This is a genomic window from Cystobacter fuscus, assembly GCF_002305875.1.
GTDB classification, from domain to species: domain Bacteria; phylum Myxococcota; class Myxococcia; order Myxococcales; family Myxococcaceae; genus Cystobacter; species Cystobacter fuscus_A.
The window spans coordinates 8,278,063-8,293,990 of sequence record NZ_CP022098.1 but is presented as its reverse complement, the minus strand read 5'-3'; the positions used below and the strand labels follow the sequence as shown (position 1 = coordinate 8,293,990).

Annotated in this window: 9 protein-coding genes; 3 read left to right on the top strand and 6 right to left on the bottom strand. The window is 69.7% G+C overall.

Features of this window, described 5'->3' with window-relative positions:
• Nucleotides 1-177 precede the first annotated feature (177 nt).
• From CYFUS_RS33285 to ltaE, 3 genes are all read right to left on the bottom strand, one after another.
• Nucleotides 178-1,422 (bottom strand): ATP-grasp domain-containing protein, encoded by a 1,245-nt coding sequence (locus tag CYFUS_RS33285; protein ID WP_095988890.1) that lies wholly within the window; start codon nt 1,420-1,422, stop codon nt 178-180.
• Nucleotides 1,419-2,516, bottom strand: coding sequence for a cysteine synthase family protein (locus CYFUS_RS33280; protein ID WP_232536953.1), 1,098 nt, complete (start codon nt 2,514-2,516; stop codon nt 1,419-1,421). The genes CYFUS_RS33285 and CYFUS_RS33280 overlap by 4 nt, the downstream gene beginning before the upstream one ends.
• A gap of 174 nt (nt 2,517-2,690) precedes the next feature.
• Nucleotides 2,691-3,734 (bottom strand): low-specificity L-threonine aldolase, encoded by a 1,044-nt coding sequence (gene ltaE / locus CYFUS_RS33275; RefSeq protein ID WP_095988889.1) that lies wholly within the window; start codon nt 3,732-3,734, stop codon nt 2,691-2,693.
• Nucleotides 3,735-3,981: 247 nt separating this feature from the next.
• On the opposite strand from ltaE, the gene CYFUS_RS33270 reads away from it, so the two are divergent.
• From CYFUS_RS33270 to CYFUS_RS33260, 3 genes are read left to right on the top strand one after another with little or no spacing between them, the layout of a single operon-like run.
• Nucleotides 3,982-9,387 (top strand): non-ribosomal peptide synthetase, encoded by a 5,406-nt coding sequence (locus CYFUS_RS33270; RefSeq protein WP_198316228.1) that lies wholly within the window; start codon nt 3,982-3,984, stop codon nt 9,385-9,387.
• A 39-nt stretch (nt 9,388-9,426) separates the two neighbouring features.
• Nucleotides 9,427-10,221, top strand: coding sequence for an aspartyl/asparaginyl beta-hydroxylase domain-containing protein (locus CYFUS_RS33265; protein ID WP_095988887.1), 795 nt, complete (start codon nt 9,427-9,429; stop codon nt 10,219-10,221).
• A 32-nt stretch (nt 10,222-10,253) separates the two neighbouring features.
• A complete protein-coding gene (locus CYFUS_RS33260; RefSeq protein WP_198316227.1) occupies nt 10,254-11,597 on the top strand; it encodes an MFS transporter in 1,344 nt (447 codons plus the stop codon).
• A 15-nt stretch (nt 11,598-11,612) separates the two neighbouring features.
• Here the strand turns inward: CYFUS_RS33260 and CYFUS_RS33255 are convergent, their stop codons facing one another.
• From CYFUS_RS33255 to CYFUS_RS33245, 3 genes are all read right to left on the bottom strand, one after another.
• Complete coding sequence (locus CYFUS_RS33255; RefSeq protein WP_095988885.1) at nt 11,613-13,967, bottom strand: penicillin acylase family protein; 2,355 nt, start codon at nt 13,965-13,967, stop codon at nt 11,613-11,615.
• Nucleotides 13,968-13,997: 30 nt separating this feature from the next.
• Entirely contained in the window at nt 13,998-14,825 is an 828-nt protein-coding gene (locus tag CYFUS_RS33250) for a hypothetical protein (protein WP_198316226.1), read from the bottom strand.
• A 208-nt stretch (nt 14,826-15,033) separates the two neighbouring features.
• Nucleotides 15,034-15,708, bottom strand: coding sequence for a GNAT family N-acetyltransferase (locus CYFUS_RS33245; protein WP_157758803.1), 675 nt, complete (start codon nt 15,706-15,708; stop codon nt 15,034-15,036).
• Nucleotides 15,709-15,928 lie beyond the last annotated feature (220 nt).

The following is a 15,928-nucleotide window of genomic DNA, read 5'->3' as shown; positions in this document are numbered from 1 at the left end:
GCTGGCGTGTCCGCACGCGGCCGTGGCTCAGTCCCTGCCCGCCAGCGGGAGCAGAACAACCCTCGAGCAGGCCTGCATTGACGCCCTGTCCGCGGTGCGCGCTGTCGCTTCCACGTCTCGGACCCAGCGGCACCAGCGCCTTCGCGTTCGTGAGGAGTTGGTGCCGCTGGAGGATTCCTATTCCTGGACGTCCTCGAGCTGGAGTTCGATGAGCGTGCGCGCCTGGTTGACGCTCGCGATCGCCTCCGCCCGGTTGGGACTGCTGGCAATGACGTAGCCCAGCCGATCGATGGCGTTCTCCGGGAAGCGGACCACGCTGCCCACTCCCTTGTCCACGCTCACCTCGCGGATGCCGGGCAGTCGCCGGGCTTCCTCTACCCCCGTCACGTGGGTGATTCGGCCCCGGCGCGGTGCCGTCAGGAAGCGGATGGCCGCGTACTCCTGGCGCGTCGGCTCCAACGACACCGCCTTGCCCAGCAGCATGTCCAACATCACCGTGAGCTGGTCAATGCCCGTGGCGTAGCGCACCATCTCGGGAATCATCCCTCCGGCCAGCCGCGGGTTGATTTCCACCACCACCGGGCCGCTGGGGGTGAGGCGAATCTCGGTGTGCGCCGGGCCCCAGTCAAACCCCACCGCCTCCAGCGCCGCCACCGTGGCTTCCTCCAGGGCCCTCCGCTCCTTCGGCTCCAGCTCGGCCGGGAAGTCGTGCCCCATCTCCACGAAGTGCGGCGGGGTGGACAGGTGCTTGGCGGTGACGCCGAGGACCTGGGTGCGGCCCGGTCCCAGGGTGATGGTCTCGACGCTGAACTCGGGGCCGCTCAGCAGGCTCTCGATGAGCAGGTGGCCCTGCAGCGGCTGCTCCCGCTCATTGACTCTCCGGGCCCGCAGTGTCTGGGCATGGGCCACCAGCTCTTCTCGGTGGTGGACCAGGCGCACGCCGTTGCTGCCGCTCTCCGCGATGGGCTTGACCACGCACGGGTAGCGCACCGTCTCGCTGAGCCGCCGCAACTCCTCGTCCGTCGTCACCAGCCAGAAGTCAGGTGTCGGCAGGCCGGCGCGCCGCAGCACCTGGCGCGAGCGGTACTTGTCGTGGCAGTCGTGCGCCGCCCGCGCATTGAGGTAGCGGAAGCCGCTGTCCGCCGCGACCTCGGCGACGGTGGGCACGTAGAAGGTGGAGAAGGTGACGAGCGCGTTGGGCGGAGTCTGCTGCTTCAGCTCGCGCACGCGCGCCTTCACCGCCTCCACGTCGTTGGTCTCCACCTCGAGGACGCGCAGCCCGGCCGTTGCCCGCTGGAGGAAGGGGTACTTCTTCGGCTGCCGGGTGATGAACGTCACCTGCTCGCCCTGCGCCAGCAGGCGCTCCACCGCGAGCCGACCCGTGCCCGTGGTGTTGCTCTCGATGAAGACGAAGTGGTTCATGGCTTCGCCTCCGGGTCCGGCAGCCCGAGCTCGCGCGTCAGTTGCCCGCTGAGGATGGCCTCCGGGGCGTGGTAGGGCACCGAGCCGTCATGGGGCAGGGGCGCCCAGCTCCAGCGCTCGGCGACATCGACGCCGTAGCGGATGCGCGTGGGCTGCGCCGCCGCTTCAATGCCCACCAGGTTGTGCTTGGCCAGGTAGTCGCGCGAGTAGATGGTGTCCGCGTACCTGTCGCCTCTGTCCGGCAGGATGACCACCACGTCCTGGTCGGGCCCGTACTGCTCGGCGACCCAGGAGGCCACGATGTAGGCGGCGCCGGAGGAGCCCCCGGCGAAGACGCCCTCACGGCGCGCCAGCTCCCAGCAGCCGGAGAACACCTCGCCATCCGACAGCCAGTGGGCCTCGTCCATGACGCGGTAGTTGATGTTGCCGGCGATGATGCTGTTGCCGTGGCCACTCTGCAGCCGCTTGCGGTTGGGCTGGTGGAACTGGACCGAGCCCACGGCATCCACCGCCACCACCCGGACGTTGGGCAGCTTCTGGCGGAGCGCCTGCGCGGTGCCGCTCAGCGAGCCGCCGCTGCCCACGGAGCCCACCACCGCGACCAGGTTGGAGCCCAGCGCCTCGAGCAGCTCCTGCGACAGGTGATTGACGTAGGCGTTGGGATTGCTCGGCGTGTCGTACTGCCGGGGCCAGAAGGCGCCCGGGTTGCGCTCCAGCACCTCGCGCAGCCGCTGCAGTCGCGAGTGCTGCCAGCCGCCCTCTGGGTGGTAGACGTCCACCACCTCCAGCTCGGCGCCCAGCGCCTGGAGCTTGGCGGCGGCGGTGGTGTCGATGCGCGGGTCGGTGACGATGATGACCCGGTAGCCCTTGAGGCTGCCCACGCGCGCCAGTCCCTCGGCCATGGTGCCGGACGAGCTCTCGACGATGACCCCGCCCGGGCGCAGCTCGCCCCGGGCCTCGGCGTCCTCGACGGCCTGGAGCGCGACGCGGTCCTTCATCTGGCCGGGCATGGCCAGCTCCAGCTTGCCCCAGAGCCGGGCACGAGGTGTCGAGACGCCACGGCCGCGCAAGCGGACGAGCGGCGTATTCTTCATGAGTTCCAGAACCGACGAGGCTTTGACTGGCATGTGTTCCACCGGAAACGGCCGCGCGTTCATCGCGCATCCGTGGTGAGGGTCAGGCCGCCCATATGAGGTCGGCCGTGGTTTGTCCGAGCTCCTGAGGGAGTCCCGCGCCGCGGGCCCCCAGGAGGGGTTCGCGTCCTGGGCCTACTCCCCGTGCTCCAGCACCGAGCGCACGATGCTCAGCGCTTCATCCACCTGCTGCGTGCTCACCCCCGAGTGGGTGACGGCGCGGATGCGCCCGTGCCCGAGCTCCGCCACCCGGACGCCGCGGCGGCCCAGCGCCTCCATGAAGCGCTCCATCGTGAAGCGGGGATCCACGACCCGGAAGAACACGATGTTCGTCTCGATGTGCCGATCCACCACCTCCAGCCCGGGAAGCTTGCGCAGCCCCTCCGCCAGCCGTTGGGCGTTGCGGTGGTCCTCCTCGAGCCGGTCCACCATGCGCTCGAGCGACACCAGCCCGGCCGCGGCGATGATGCCCGCCTGCCGCATGCCGCCGCCGAGCATCTTCCGGAGCCGGTAGGCCTTGCGGATGAACTCCTGGCTTCCAACCACCATGGAGCCAACGGGCGCCGACAGACCCTTGGACAGGCAGAACTGGATGGAGTCGGCGTACTGGGCGAGTTCCGCCGCGGGCTTCTTCAGCGCCACGGCCGCGTTGAACAGCCGCGCCCCATCCATGTGCACGGGGATGCCCCGCTCGCGCGCGAAGTGCCGCACCTCGGCCAGGTAGCTCACCGGCAGCACCTTGCCTCCACAGCGGTTGTGCGGGTTCTCCAGGCACAGCAACGCCGGCAGCGCGAACTGCGGATCCGAGGGGTCCGACGGGAACGCCGCGGCGAGGTCCTTCAACTCCAACCGCCCATCCGGCTGCGTGGGGATGGGCTCGTACATCAGCCCGCCACACACGGAGGCGCCGGCCGCCTCATAGATGTAGATGTCAGTCTCGTCGCCCACCAGCACCTTGCTGCCTCGCGGGCAGTGCGCGAGCAGGCTGACCAGGTTGGCCATGGTGCCGCTGGGAACGAGCAGCGCGGCCTCCTTGCCGAGGATCGCCGCTGAACGCCGCTCGAGCTCACGGACCGTGGGATCCTCCCCATAGACATCGTCCCCGAGTGGCGCGCGCGCAATGGCATCCATCATCTCGGCAGTGGGCAGGGTGAAGGTGTCACTCCGCAGCTCGATCATCACTTCAGTCCATCCAGATGTACAAAGAGGGTTGCTTGCTTCGGAGAGCCGAACATGCCAAATCGCCTCCGTGATGGATAGCGGTTTGACCGGCTTGGGCTCGCTTCTCCGGGCCTGGATGGATGCCGAGCATACGTGAGGGCGCGGGCCACATGAGTGCCCCGTGCCTGGCGCCGGGTTGACCCGCGCGGATCCGTCACGGATGTATCCCGGGCCATCAACTCCTTATCTCGTGGAACAAAGGTCCATGACACAGTCTCGCCAGTCCCCTGCCTCCACGTTCGTGCACCAGCTTCGGGCCCACGCGCAACAGCGTCCGGACCGCAGGGCCTTCCTCTATCTGGAGCGCGGGGAGGTGGAGTCCGCCGAGCTGTCCTTCGCCCAGTTGGATCAGCGTGCTCGGGCCGTGGCGGCCAGCCTGCAGGGACAGGTCGCGCCGGGGGAGCGGGTGCTGCTGCTGTGCCCCCAGGGACTGGACTTCATCAGCGCCTTCTTCGGCTGCCTGTACGCCGGGGTGATTGCCGTCCCGGCCTACCCGCCGCGCGCCAACCACCACCTGCTGCGCATCCGCGCGATCGCGCAGGACTCCGAGCCCCGTGCCGTGCTGGCCACCCGGAAGGTCCTTGGGACCAGCAGCGCCACCCTGCGGGAAATTCCCGAGCTCGCGGCGGTCGCGATGATTCCCGTGGACCAGGTGGACCTGACGGTCGCCGGGGACTGGCGTCTGCCCCAGGTGGGCCCCGACTCCCTGGCCCTGCTCCAGTACACCTCCGGCTCCACCGGCGTGCCGCGGGGCGTCATGGTCAGTCATGGCAACCTCCTGCACAACGAGGAGCTGATCCGCGAGGGGTACGCGCACACCGACGAGGCGGTCATCGTCAGCTGGCTCCCGCTGTTCCACGACATGGGGCTCATCGGCAGCGCGCTCCAGGCCGCCTATCTGGGAGTGCCCTGCATCCTGATGTCGCCCGTGGACTTCATCCAGAAGCCGGTGCGCTGGCTGCAGGCGGTGTCCCGCTACCGGGCGACCTCGAGCGGTGGACCGAACTTCGCCTATGACCACTGCGTGCGCCGTGTCAGCCCCGAGCAGTGCCAGGGGCTGGATCTGAGCGCCTGGAAGGCGGCGTTCAGTGGCTCCGAGCCCGTCCGCTCGCTCACGCTGCAGCGCTTCGCGGAGGTGTTCAGCGCCTACGGGTTTGGCAAGGAGTCCTTCTACCCCTGCTATGGGCTGGCCGAGGCGACGCTGTTCGTCACTGGCACCACCGTCGGCCAGGCGCCCGTCCTCCGCGAGGTGGATGCCGAGGGGCTCGGGGCGCACCAGGTGCGTCCGGCGGCCGGTGCGGCCGAGCGCGCCGCCCTCGTTGGGTGTGGCCATCCGCGCGGCGACCTGCGGGTGGAGATCGTCGATCCGGCCACCCGGCTGCGCTGCCCGGCCGATCAGGTCGGTGAGGTGTGGGTCTCCGGGCCGAGCGTCGCGCGGGGCTACTGGAAGCGCCCGGAGGCGACGGAAGAAACCTTTGGCGCGACGCTCGCGGACGACACGAACACCCGGTTCCTGCGGACGGGCGATCTGGGCTTCATCGACCAGGGCTCGCTCTTCGTCACCGGGCGGCTCAAGGACCTCATCATCCTCCGGGGCCGCAACCACTATCCGCAGGACATCGAGCGGACGGTGGAACAGAGCCATGCCTCGCTCCGCGCCGGCTGCGGCGCCGCCTTCTCCGTCGATGTGGACGGCGAGGAGCGGCTGGTGGTGGTGCAGGAGGTGGAGCAGCCGAACCGGGTGGACGTCGAGGGCGTGTCGCGGGCCATCCGCCGGGCGGTCTCCCAGCACCATGAGATCGCTCCCCATGCGGTGGTGTTGATCCGGCCGGCCACGCTGATGAAGACCTCGAGCGGAAAGGTCCAGCGCCGGGCCTGCAAGGCCACGTACCTGAAGGGCGAGCTGAAGACCGTCGGCGTCAGCGTGCTCGCACAGGAGGACGCGCTCTCCACCGAAGTGGCCCCGCTCTCCCGGGCGGCCCTGCTGGAGCAGCCCACCGGAGCGCGCAGGGCCTTTCTCCTGGAGCGCCTGCGGCACCAGGTGGCCCGGGTCCTCCGCGTCACGCCTGGAGACCTCGGCAAGGACCAGCCGCTCACCGCGCTGGGCGTGGACTCGCTCTCCATCGTGGAACTCAAGAACGAGCTCGAGGCGGCGCTGACGCTCTCGCTGCCTCACTCCTTCTTCCTGCGCGAGGACGTCTCCCTGGAGATGCTCGCCGAGCGCGTGCTCGCGTCCTTGGACGAAGCGCCCTCCGTCGAGCTCGCGCCCGAGCGAGAGGACTCCCGCGAGGTGTTCCCCTGCACCTACGGGCAGCAGGCCCTGCTGTTCGAGCAGCAGTGGGCCCCCCAGAGCACGGCCTACAACGTCTCCGTGGCGGCGCGGGTCCACTCGCAGCTGGATGTGCCGGCCTTCCAGCGCGCCATCGAGCACCTGCTGCGGCGGCACCCGGTGCTGCGGACGACCTACGAGCTCGCCGGGAGCGAGTGGGTGCAGCGCATCCACACCGGCCAGGCCCTGCCATTGCGGCACCAGGACGTGTCCACGTGGACCCCGGAGGCGCGGGTGGCCTGGCTGGAGGAGCAGGCGCACACCCCCTTCGACCTGGCTCGCGGCCCGGTGTTCCGGGTCGAGCTGTTGTCGGCCCGCAGGGACGAGCACCTGCTCCTGCTGGTGGCCCACCACGTGGCGGTGGACATGTGGTCCCTCGTCGTGATGCTGGATGAGCTGAGCCAGCTCTATCCCGCCGAGTGTGCACGCGGCGAGACTCCGCTCAAGCCGCTTCCCGCCGGATACGAGGACTTCGTCCGGTGGCAGGCCGCGCGGCTGGCGGGACCGGAAGGTGCGCGGGACCAGGCCTATTGGAAGGAGCGGCTGTCCGGCCAGCTCCCGGTGCTGGCCCTCCCCACGGACCGGGTCCGCCCGCGTGTCTGGTCGGCCAGGGGCAGCAAGTACAGCTTCTCGCTCCCGGCGGACCTGACGGAGCGGCTCCAGACGCTCTCCCGCGCGCAGGGGGCGACCCTCTACACCACGCTCCTGGCGGCCTACCAGGCGTTGCTCCACCGCTACACCGGCCAGGAGGAGCTGGTGATCGGCTCGCCCGCCTCGGGCCGCAGCCGCGCGGAGTTCGAGGACGTGGTCGGGTACTTCGTCAACCCGGTGGCCATCCGCACCCGCTGCGAGGCAAGCACGGGCTGGCAGACGCTGCTGGCGCGCACGCGGCAGGCGGTGCTCGAGGCCCTGGACCATCAGGACCATCCCCACCCGCTCCTCGTCCAGCAGCTGGGGCTGGCGCGGGACTCCAGCCGCGCGCCGTTGTTCCAGACCATGTTCGCGGTGCTCAAGCCTCCGCGCGAGCACGGCGCGGCGCTGGGCACCTTCCTCCTGGGCGAAGGGGGAGGGCGGGTGGACCTCGGTGGCTTGGAACTCGAGTCCATCCACCTGGGCCAGCGCGCCGCGCAGTTCGACCTGTGTCTCACCCTGGTCGAGCAGGGAAACCGGCTGCTGGGCTCGTTCGAGTTCTGCACGGACCTGTTCGAGCGCGAGACGATTGTCGCCATGGCCGGGCACTTCCAGCGGCTGCTGGAGTCGCTGACCGGGAACCCGGCCGCGCCCCTCTCGCGGCTGGAGCTGCTCACCGGCGAGCAGAAGGCGGCCCTGGTGCGCCAGGGCTGGCAGCCGGTGCACCCCCCGCGCGAGCTGGGCGTGCACGCGCTGCTGGAGCACCAGGCGCGCCAGCGGCCGCACGCCGTCGCCCTGGTCAGCGGCACGCGGCGGCTCACCTATGCCGAGTTCGATGCGCGCGCCAACCAGCTCGCCCACACCCTGCGGGCTCGCGGCCTGCGCCGCGGCGACGTGGTGGCGATCCTCCTGGAGCGCGAATTCGATGCCCTGGTGGCCATGATGGGCGTGATGAAGGCAGGTGGCGCCTTCCTCCCGCTGGATGCGGCGGCACCGCCCGAGCGCCTGGCCGCCATGCTCGAGGCCGCGAGCATCACGACGCTCCTGACCCGGCGGCGCTGGATGGACGTGCTCCCGTCCACGCACGTCACCTTCCTCGACCTCGACGCGGAGGCCGAGAACATCACGCGGGCGCCCGTGGAGTCCCCTGGCGCTCTGGTCTCCCCGGAGGACCCCGCCTACGTCATCTACACCTCGGGAACGACCGGCAGGCCCAAGGGGGTGATGGTGGCCCATGGCTCCGTCCTCAACGCGGCGTACGTCTGGCGGGACTACTACCAGCTCGAGCAGCAGGAGGCCGTGAGCCTCCAGCTGAGCAGCTTCGCCTTCGACATCTTCATCGGCGATCTGATGAAGGTGCTCATCAGCGGCGGCCGGCTGGTGATCTGCCCGGAAGAGGCGCGAGCCGACCTGCCGGCGATCGCCGCGCTGATCGATCGCGAGCGCATCTCCTTCCTCGACGCGGCGCCCTCGCTGGTGCTCGCCCTCCTGGAGGAGGGTCTCCGGCAGCAGTGGCCACTGGCGTCGTTGAAGGTGGTGATCCTGGGCGGAGAAGCCATCGACCTGGAGCGCTTCCGGGCACTCCACGAGCGCCTCGGCGCGAGGCTGCGGCTCGTCGCGGCCTTCGGCATCACCGAGACCACGGTGGACTCGAGCTGCTACGAGCTCTCGGGTCCTGGCGTGCCCACGGGGAGCTCGGGGTACGTCCCGCTGGGGCGGCCGCTGCCGGGCACCCGCTTCTACATCCTGGACGAGCACCTCTCGCCTCAGCCCCCGGGCGTCATGGGTGAGCTCTACATCGCCGGGCCGGGGGTCGCGCTCGGCTACCTCGAGCAGCCGGTGCTCACCTCGGAGCGATTCCTGCCGGACCCCTTCTTCCCTGGCGAGCGGATGTACCGCACCGGGGATCTGGCCCGTTGGCTGGGCGAGGGCGTCGCGGAGTTCCGCGGCCGCGGGGACCACCAGGTGAAGATCCGCGGCTTCCGGGTCGAGACCGGGGACATCGAGGCGAACCTGCTGCAGCACCCGGCGGTCGCGCAGGCGGTGGTGGTGGCCTGGGAGGATGCCCAGCGGACCTGGCGTCTGGCGGCCTACGTGGCGTCACGGGAGAACGTGCCGCTGGACATCGAGGCGCTGCGCGCCCATCTGCGCGGGCGGCTGCCCGAGTACATGGTGCCGTCGGCCCTCCTGCAACTGCCGGCGCTCCCGCTGACGCCCAACGGCAAGGTGGACAGGAAGGCGCTTCCGCGGCCCGATCCGGCGCAGGCGGGTGGCAGGCCCGCGTACGCCGCGCCCACCGGCCCCCTCGAGCAGCAGCTGGTGTCCATCTGGTCGGAGCTTCTGCGCGTGGAGCGCGTGGGCATCCATGATAGTTTCTTCGAGCTGGGCGGCCACTCGTTGCTGGCCACGCAGCTCGTCTCCCGGCTCCGGGAGGCACTGCAGGTGGAGTTGCCGCTGCGCACCCTGTTCGAGACCCCCACGGTCGCTGAACTGGCTCACGCCGTGGCGCGGCTGCAGGAGCAGAGTGGGCAGGGGGGCCCCGAGCCGGTGTTGAAGCGCGCAACGGAAGACGCCGCTGCGTTGCTGGACCGGCTGGATGAGCTCTCCGAGGAGGAGCTGGACCAGCTGCTGGCCCGTGAAGGACTGAAGTAACCCCGTTCAACCCACAGACCCGACGTGAAGAGGACTTCGATGGAATCCGAGACGCAGCAGGGCGAGGCACTCAAGCAGGTCGCCCAGGCCGTCGAGTACGGCATGGATCAATTGCGCCGGCACCACAAGGCATCGGACCTGGAGCGCCTGGAGGTGTTCGCCCAGTACCTGCTGGGGGAGAAGCAGCCGGTCGCCGATGATCCCCGGCAGATGAACGGCAAGGTCGGCCGCCTCTGGTTCCCCGGCCTGACCGCGAAGCCCTGGCACGACCCCTCCCAGCTGTCCCTGGGCAAGACGCTCGAGCAGGCCTACCCGATGATCCGCGAGGAGCTGGAGCTCGCGATGCGCAGCGGCAGCGGGTTCGAGGAGTTCCGCGACCGCGACGACTTCGAGAAGCTGGGGTGGAAGGAGTTCTACTTCTACCGGGTCGGCAGTGGCACGCAGCTGCAGGTCTCCTTCAAGGAGAACCAGGCCCGGTGCCCCAAGACCTTCGGGCTGATCCGGCAGCTGCCGGTGGCGGGCGAGGCGATGTTCGCCAGCCTGGCGCCGCAGGGCTACATCCGTCCGCACTGCAGTGACTTCAACGGCAAGCTGACCTGCCACCTGGGGTTGGTGGTGCCGCCGGACTGTGCCATGCGGGTGTCGGACGAGACCCGTACCTGGCAGGAGGGCAAGTGCCTGCTGTTCGATGACACCTACGAGCACGAGGTCTGGAACAAGAGCAACCGCGTTCGCGTCATCCTGCTGCTGGATATCTGGCACCCGGAGCTGACCGAGATCGAGGTGGGCGCGCTGAGCCAGTTCCGCGACATGCTGCTGGGAGCCTCGGCCTGAACCTGTCCCAGATGCTCCCTGGTGGCATGCGGATGTTCCTGGTCGCCTTGACGGGCCAGGTCATCTCCGCGACCGGTGCACGGTTGACGAACTTCGTGCTGAGCCTCCACGTGTACCAACGGACCGGCTCGGTCACGCAGTTCGCGCTCACGTCCCTGGCCACGGTCCTCCCGACGGTGCTGCTCTCGCCCTTCGCGGGGGTGTTCGTCGACCGGGGGGACCGCAAGCGGGCGCTGCTGCTGAGCGAGGCCGGCTCGGGGGTGTGCACGCTGCTCTTGCTCGCCGTGCTGCACCTGGGCGAGCTGGAGCTGTGGCACATCAACTGTGCCGTCGCGGCGATCTCGGTCTTCAACGTCTTCCAGATGCCGGCGTTCGCCTCGGCCACGACGCTCCTGGTTCCCCGGGAGCAGCTGGGCCGCGCCAGCGGGCTGTACCAGATGGGCGAGGCGCTCGGGGAGCTGCTCTCCCCGGTGCTCGCCGGCCTGCTGGTGGTGTCCCTCGAGCTGTCGGGGATCCTCTGGATCGACGTGGGGACCTACTCCGTCGCGCTGCTCCTGCTCCTCTTCGTGCGCATCCCCCGGACCGCCCCCGGGCCGCAGGAGCAGGAGACCCGGCGCTCCTTGCTGGGCGAGGCCTCCTACGGCCTGCGCTACATCCGCCAGCGGCCGGGGCTGTTGGGCCTGCTGGTCATGCTGTGGGTGGGCAACTTCTCCCTCGGGATTGTCTGGACGCTGCTGACCCCCATGCTCCTGAGCTTCACCACCGAAGCGGTGCTCGGCACGGTGCTGTCCTTCAGCGGGCTCGGGATGGTGGCGGGCAGCGTGCTGATGAGCGTATGGGGCGGGCCCGCCCGGCTCGTCCATGGGGTGTTGGGCTTCCTCCTCCTGCAGGGCGTGGTCCTGTTCTCCGGGGGCCTCCAGCCCTCTGTCCCGCTCGTCGCGACGGCGGCCTTCGTGTTCTCCTTCTGCATCCCCCTGAGCAGCGGCTGCAACATGGCGCTCTGGCAGAGGAAGGTGGAGCCCTCGGTGCAGGGGCGGGTCTTCGCGGTGCGGCGGATGGTGGTGGCCGCCTCCTCGCCGGTGGCCTACGTCATCGCGGGCCCGTTGGCCGACCACGTGTTCGAGCCCCTGCTCGCCCCCGGCGGCCCGCTGGCGATGAGCCTGGGCCGGGTGATTGGAACGGGCACCGGACGCGGCATCGGTCTGATGTTCATGGTGCTGGGCCTGGGGACGGTGCTGGCCACGGTCATCGGCTCTCTGCACCCCCGGCTCCGCCACGCCGAGACCGAGCTGGCGGACGCCGTCCCGGAGGACCTCTACAGCCAGCTCTCTTCCTCCGAGCACCCTCCCCGAGCCGAACCGCAGTCCCCGGCCTGACGTCCCGCGCGAACCTCACTTCGCGCGGGACAACCCCCAGGCCGAGGGCTCCTCGAACACCGGCGCCCGGGTGGTGCCGCCCGCCCAGTCCCGCTGCATGCTCCGGAAGTGGGGCGAGCCGATGTGGCCGGACTGGCCTGTCGGGAACAGCCAGGTGCTGCGCTCCGGATGGGCCAGATCCCACACCAGGCGCACCGTCGCGCCGTACACCGGGGTCTCCACCCGCACCAGCCCCTCGTAACCCACCTGGGGGAAGCTCTCGACGCGGAACAGGTCGCCGAGGACGGGAATCTCCTCCGCGAAGGGGTGCTGCGCGCCCCAGGCGTTCTTCTCGGGGTAGGGCTGGAGCTTGCCAGCCTCCCGGGACTGGAGGACCCGGTCCAGCAGGGCGGTGGCGAGCGCGTCATCCGTCAGGCCGAAGACCCTCAGACTCCCCTCGTTCTCCAGAAGCGTGAGCACCCAGGCCGACTGCAGGTAGGCGCTGTAGCGCGTCTGGGAGCGCTCCTCCGCCGTCAACTGATAGCGCGCGCGGACACGGTCGAGCAGCAGCGTGACGAACTGACGTTCGGCGAAGGCCACCTCCGTGAAGGTGGCCGGTGCATGCTCGGCGCTCCCGTCCCAGCCCCGCCACTGCGTGAGGAGGGCTCGCTCGGCGTCGTTCCGTGGCCGCGCGTGCTTCACCATCCACCGGGCGAGCTCGTGGTGGTAGCGGCTGTAGGTGTCCAGCTGCATCCGCTCCATGTCGGTGGGCGACAGGGCCGCGCCCGTGCCCAGCAGGGTTTGGATCCGGTCCGCGCGCTCGTCGCTGCCCCAGTACGCCCCGAACCGATCCGGCCAGACCCGCTGATTGGCGCTGACCAGCGCGTCGGAGGTGCCTGGGCTGGTGGCCACCGGCCGGTAGAGCCGCGGGCGCTCCGAGCCCGGACGGATTCCCTTCCATTCCCCCGCCACGGCCGGCTGCGGCAGGAGCCCCGTGCTCCGCCGCTCCACCGTGAGCCCCGTGGCCCGGTAGCCCATGTTGCCCTGGCGATCGATCCACAGGACGTTCACCGCGGGCACGGTGAAGCCGTCCATCACGGTGTTGAAGGATTGCCAGTCACGTGCCTGGGCGAGCGCGAGGAGCGGGAGCCGCAGCGTTCCCTCCTTCAGGGGCAACCACTGACGGGAGTAGGCCTGGTCCCCGAGTTCCGGCCGGCGCAGCAGCGGCCCCCGATGGGTCGCCAGGCCGTGCACGGTGCGCTCCTCACCGCCCCGGACCTTGACCCGCGAGTCCTTCCGCTGGAGCGGGCGCCACACCTCGCGGCCCTCGACCACCTCCGCCAGATAGGACGCGCCGTCGGGCGACAGCTTCTCCACCAGGAGGTCGTCGATGTCCTCCCCCAGGCTGGTCACGCCCCAGGCGAAGTGGGGGTTCATGCCCAGCACGACGCCCGGAAGGCCGGGGATGCTGGCGCCCACCACCCAGTCCTCGGGCGAGCGCTTGAGGCGGATGGCGTACCAGAGCTGTGGAACCGACTGCTCGAGGTGCGGGTCATTGGCCAGGAAGGCGCTGGTGCCATCCCGCCAGGTCCAGCCGTTGCTGCCGATGGGCGAGGGCCGCTCGACCCGGGAGCCCAGCTGCACGGCGTCGATCGGGGTCGCGGGCAGGTAGTTCCCTGGCTCCGGGAGCGAGGGGAGGGGCTGCGAGTCCCCCTCGAACAGCGGGTGATTCCAGGGGTGGACGTCGGGGTACAGGAAGCGCTCCCAGTCCTCGGGAAGGCGCTGGTGGTAGTAGTTCCTCCGGATGTCCTGGAAGGATTCCGCGCTGAGCGCCTCGGCCACCGACATCAACACGAGCAGGCTGTCCTGGCACCGCCAGGGCTCGGGCTGGACTCCCAGCAGCACGTACTCGATACCGGCCCCCCAGCGGTGCTCGCGGATGAACTGGTTGACGCCTTCCGCATAGTCCTCGCACTCCCGCCGCTCCCCGGGCGGGAGGCTCTCGGCGGCACGCGAGGCGACCCCCTCCCAGTCTTCCTGATGGCGCCGCTCGTCGCTCGGGAACGCCGCCTCGCCAAACCACTCCGAGAGGCGTCCGGCGCCTTGTCGGCGCATCAGGTCCATCTGCCAGAGCCGCTCGCCGGCGTGCAGGTAGCCCTGGGCGCGCAGCAGCGTGCTCCAGTCCGGGGCCTCGGCGGTGGGGATGCCGTGGCCATCGAAGGACACGCGCGCCCCGGCCGGAGTGACCTGGGCCTCGTAGCGGAGGCCCTGCCGCTTCGTCAGGACATAGCCGCCCAGTCCGAGCGCGCCCACGAGGACCAGCAAGAGGAGGAAGAGCCCGCGCAGGACGGTGCGGAGCCGGGAGCGGGAGCGTCGTCCCTGATTGTCCATGATGAGATCAGTGTGAAGGGGGGCGGAGGGTCATGTGCGGAAGTGCCAGGTCTGCTCTATCCCAGACTCGCGAAGCAGCGTCCGCGCCTTCTGGATGCCCGCGCTCTTCCTGGCATCGTTGGCGTCGAAGAGGAGCCCGACGACGGTGCCGCTGTGGGCGACCTGGAGACCCACGGAGTGGACGGTCTCCGCCAGCGCCAGGAGGGCGTCGAACCTCGGGATGGGCAGGTGCCGCTGGTTGATGCGCGCACTGGCCGTGGCGACCCTGCCCACCCCGCGGGGGTCTCCCTCCCGCAGCGCACGCCGGAGCAGCCCGGGCAACGGCTGGAGCATCTCGATCTCCGACCGGTTGTAGCGCGCGGGCGCGAACTCCACGGTGTCGACCCCCTTGCCGGTCGGATCCGTGTTGAACCCGAGCACGTCGAGCGGCGGGAGGGGGCCGCCCAGCTCCTCCACGACGTACCCGCGCCGGTGCGCGAAGAGCACGGTGCGATCCCCGAACATCAGGGAGTCAGAGGCCGCCTCGGCATCGACCGCCAGCGAGGCGATCTGCTCGGGCTGGAGCAACAGGGAGAAGGCGTCCGCCACGGCGATGATGGTGGCGATGACGTCGCTGGTGGAGGAGCCGAGGCCCCAGCGGATGGGGATCTCGCTCTTCACGACGAGGCGGCCCCCCTTGTGCTCCAGCCCATGGGCCGCCAGGGTTGTCTGGGCCGCCAGCCGGGCCTTGACCTTCCAGTAGGGCTCCAGGGCCAGGGTTCCGCTGTCGTCCGGAGTGAAAACGGCATGCGCGCTGAAGAGCGGACAGGGGAGGGTGACGAGGGCGCGCTCCAGCTGTCCCGGAGAGAGCTCGAACACGCCCTGCAGGATCTCCCCGTGATGGGCGATGGAGCTTCCGTACCCGGTCCGGGTGGTCGTTGCATGCTCCCCCCGCTCGAGGTGCTCGGCTCGAGCCGGTGGCCTTCCTGGTGTTTTCGCTTCCATCGCACATCCATCATGCCAGCCGGTTGGTACCGGGCACGGCAGGTTGCGGTTGGAGACTGCGGGTCAACGGGATGAGGCCGTCTTAGTCGCCCGTAGCCTTTGCAATGCTGCTTTGGAGCCGCGCAAAGCTGCCCTGCGAGCTCTCGACCATGCGCTTGCTCAGATGGGTTCCCCCACAGCGGTACTCGTAGGCGCGTTTCTGCTCTGGATTGTGGAAGTAGGTCAAGAGCAGGTTGGGGCCGACTTCCGCGTCAATCTCCAGGCCCGTGATGCTGAAACCCTGTTTGAGCTTGGCGATGATGACGGGGTTGTTGCTGGGGGCGTGGCTGCTCAGGATGCGGTGAAAGCCCAATGCACGGGTATAGGAGATGAGCCGTTGGATGAGGGCGCTATAAAGCCCCTTCCGGCGAGCATCTGGGTGGACGATGCTCAGGTCCATCAGGTACACATCTTCCCGCTGCTGACGGCCCAGGAACATGGCCGCCACGTGCTCGCCGTCCCGGATGCACCAGTAGTCCACCCAAGGGGCTGCGCCTTGGGCCTCTATCACCCGTTTCCTGGCTTGACGCTCATGCTCGCTGAGCAGACCCTCCAACGAGAAGAACAACTCCTCCGGAAAGTGGGGCGCCAACTCCCGGAGGTAGAGGTCCCACCACTCCTTGCGCTCGAGGCTCGCCAGGGTGTAGCGGCCCAGCAGCTTCTCCTGCAGGTGTGCCTCGCGAATCGGGAGCGCCCATTCCCATCTCGGGTCCATCATCTCGTGCTCTCGGGGTAGGGGCGCGCAGGGCCCTCTCGGAGCCAGCATGCGGAGGCCGTGCCTGGCGGCAGGGTATGCTGGATGCCTCCGGGTGTCACTGCTCAGGTTCGTGACAAACATCCGTCCCACGTGACGACAACGAGGCCTTTTCCGGGCCACCCGCTGAATCGTGGCGGGTCCGCGGGTTCTGCTTCTGCCCGCATCTCGTCTGGGTTACGGA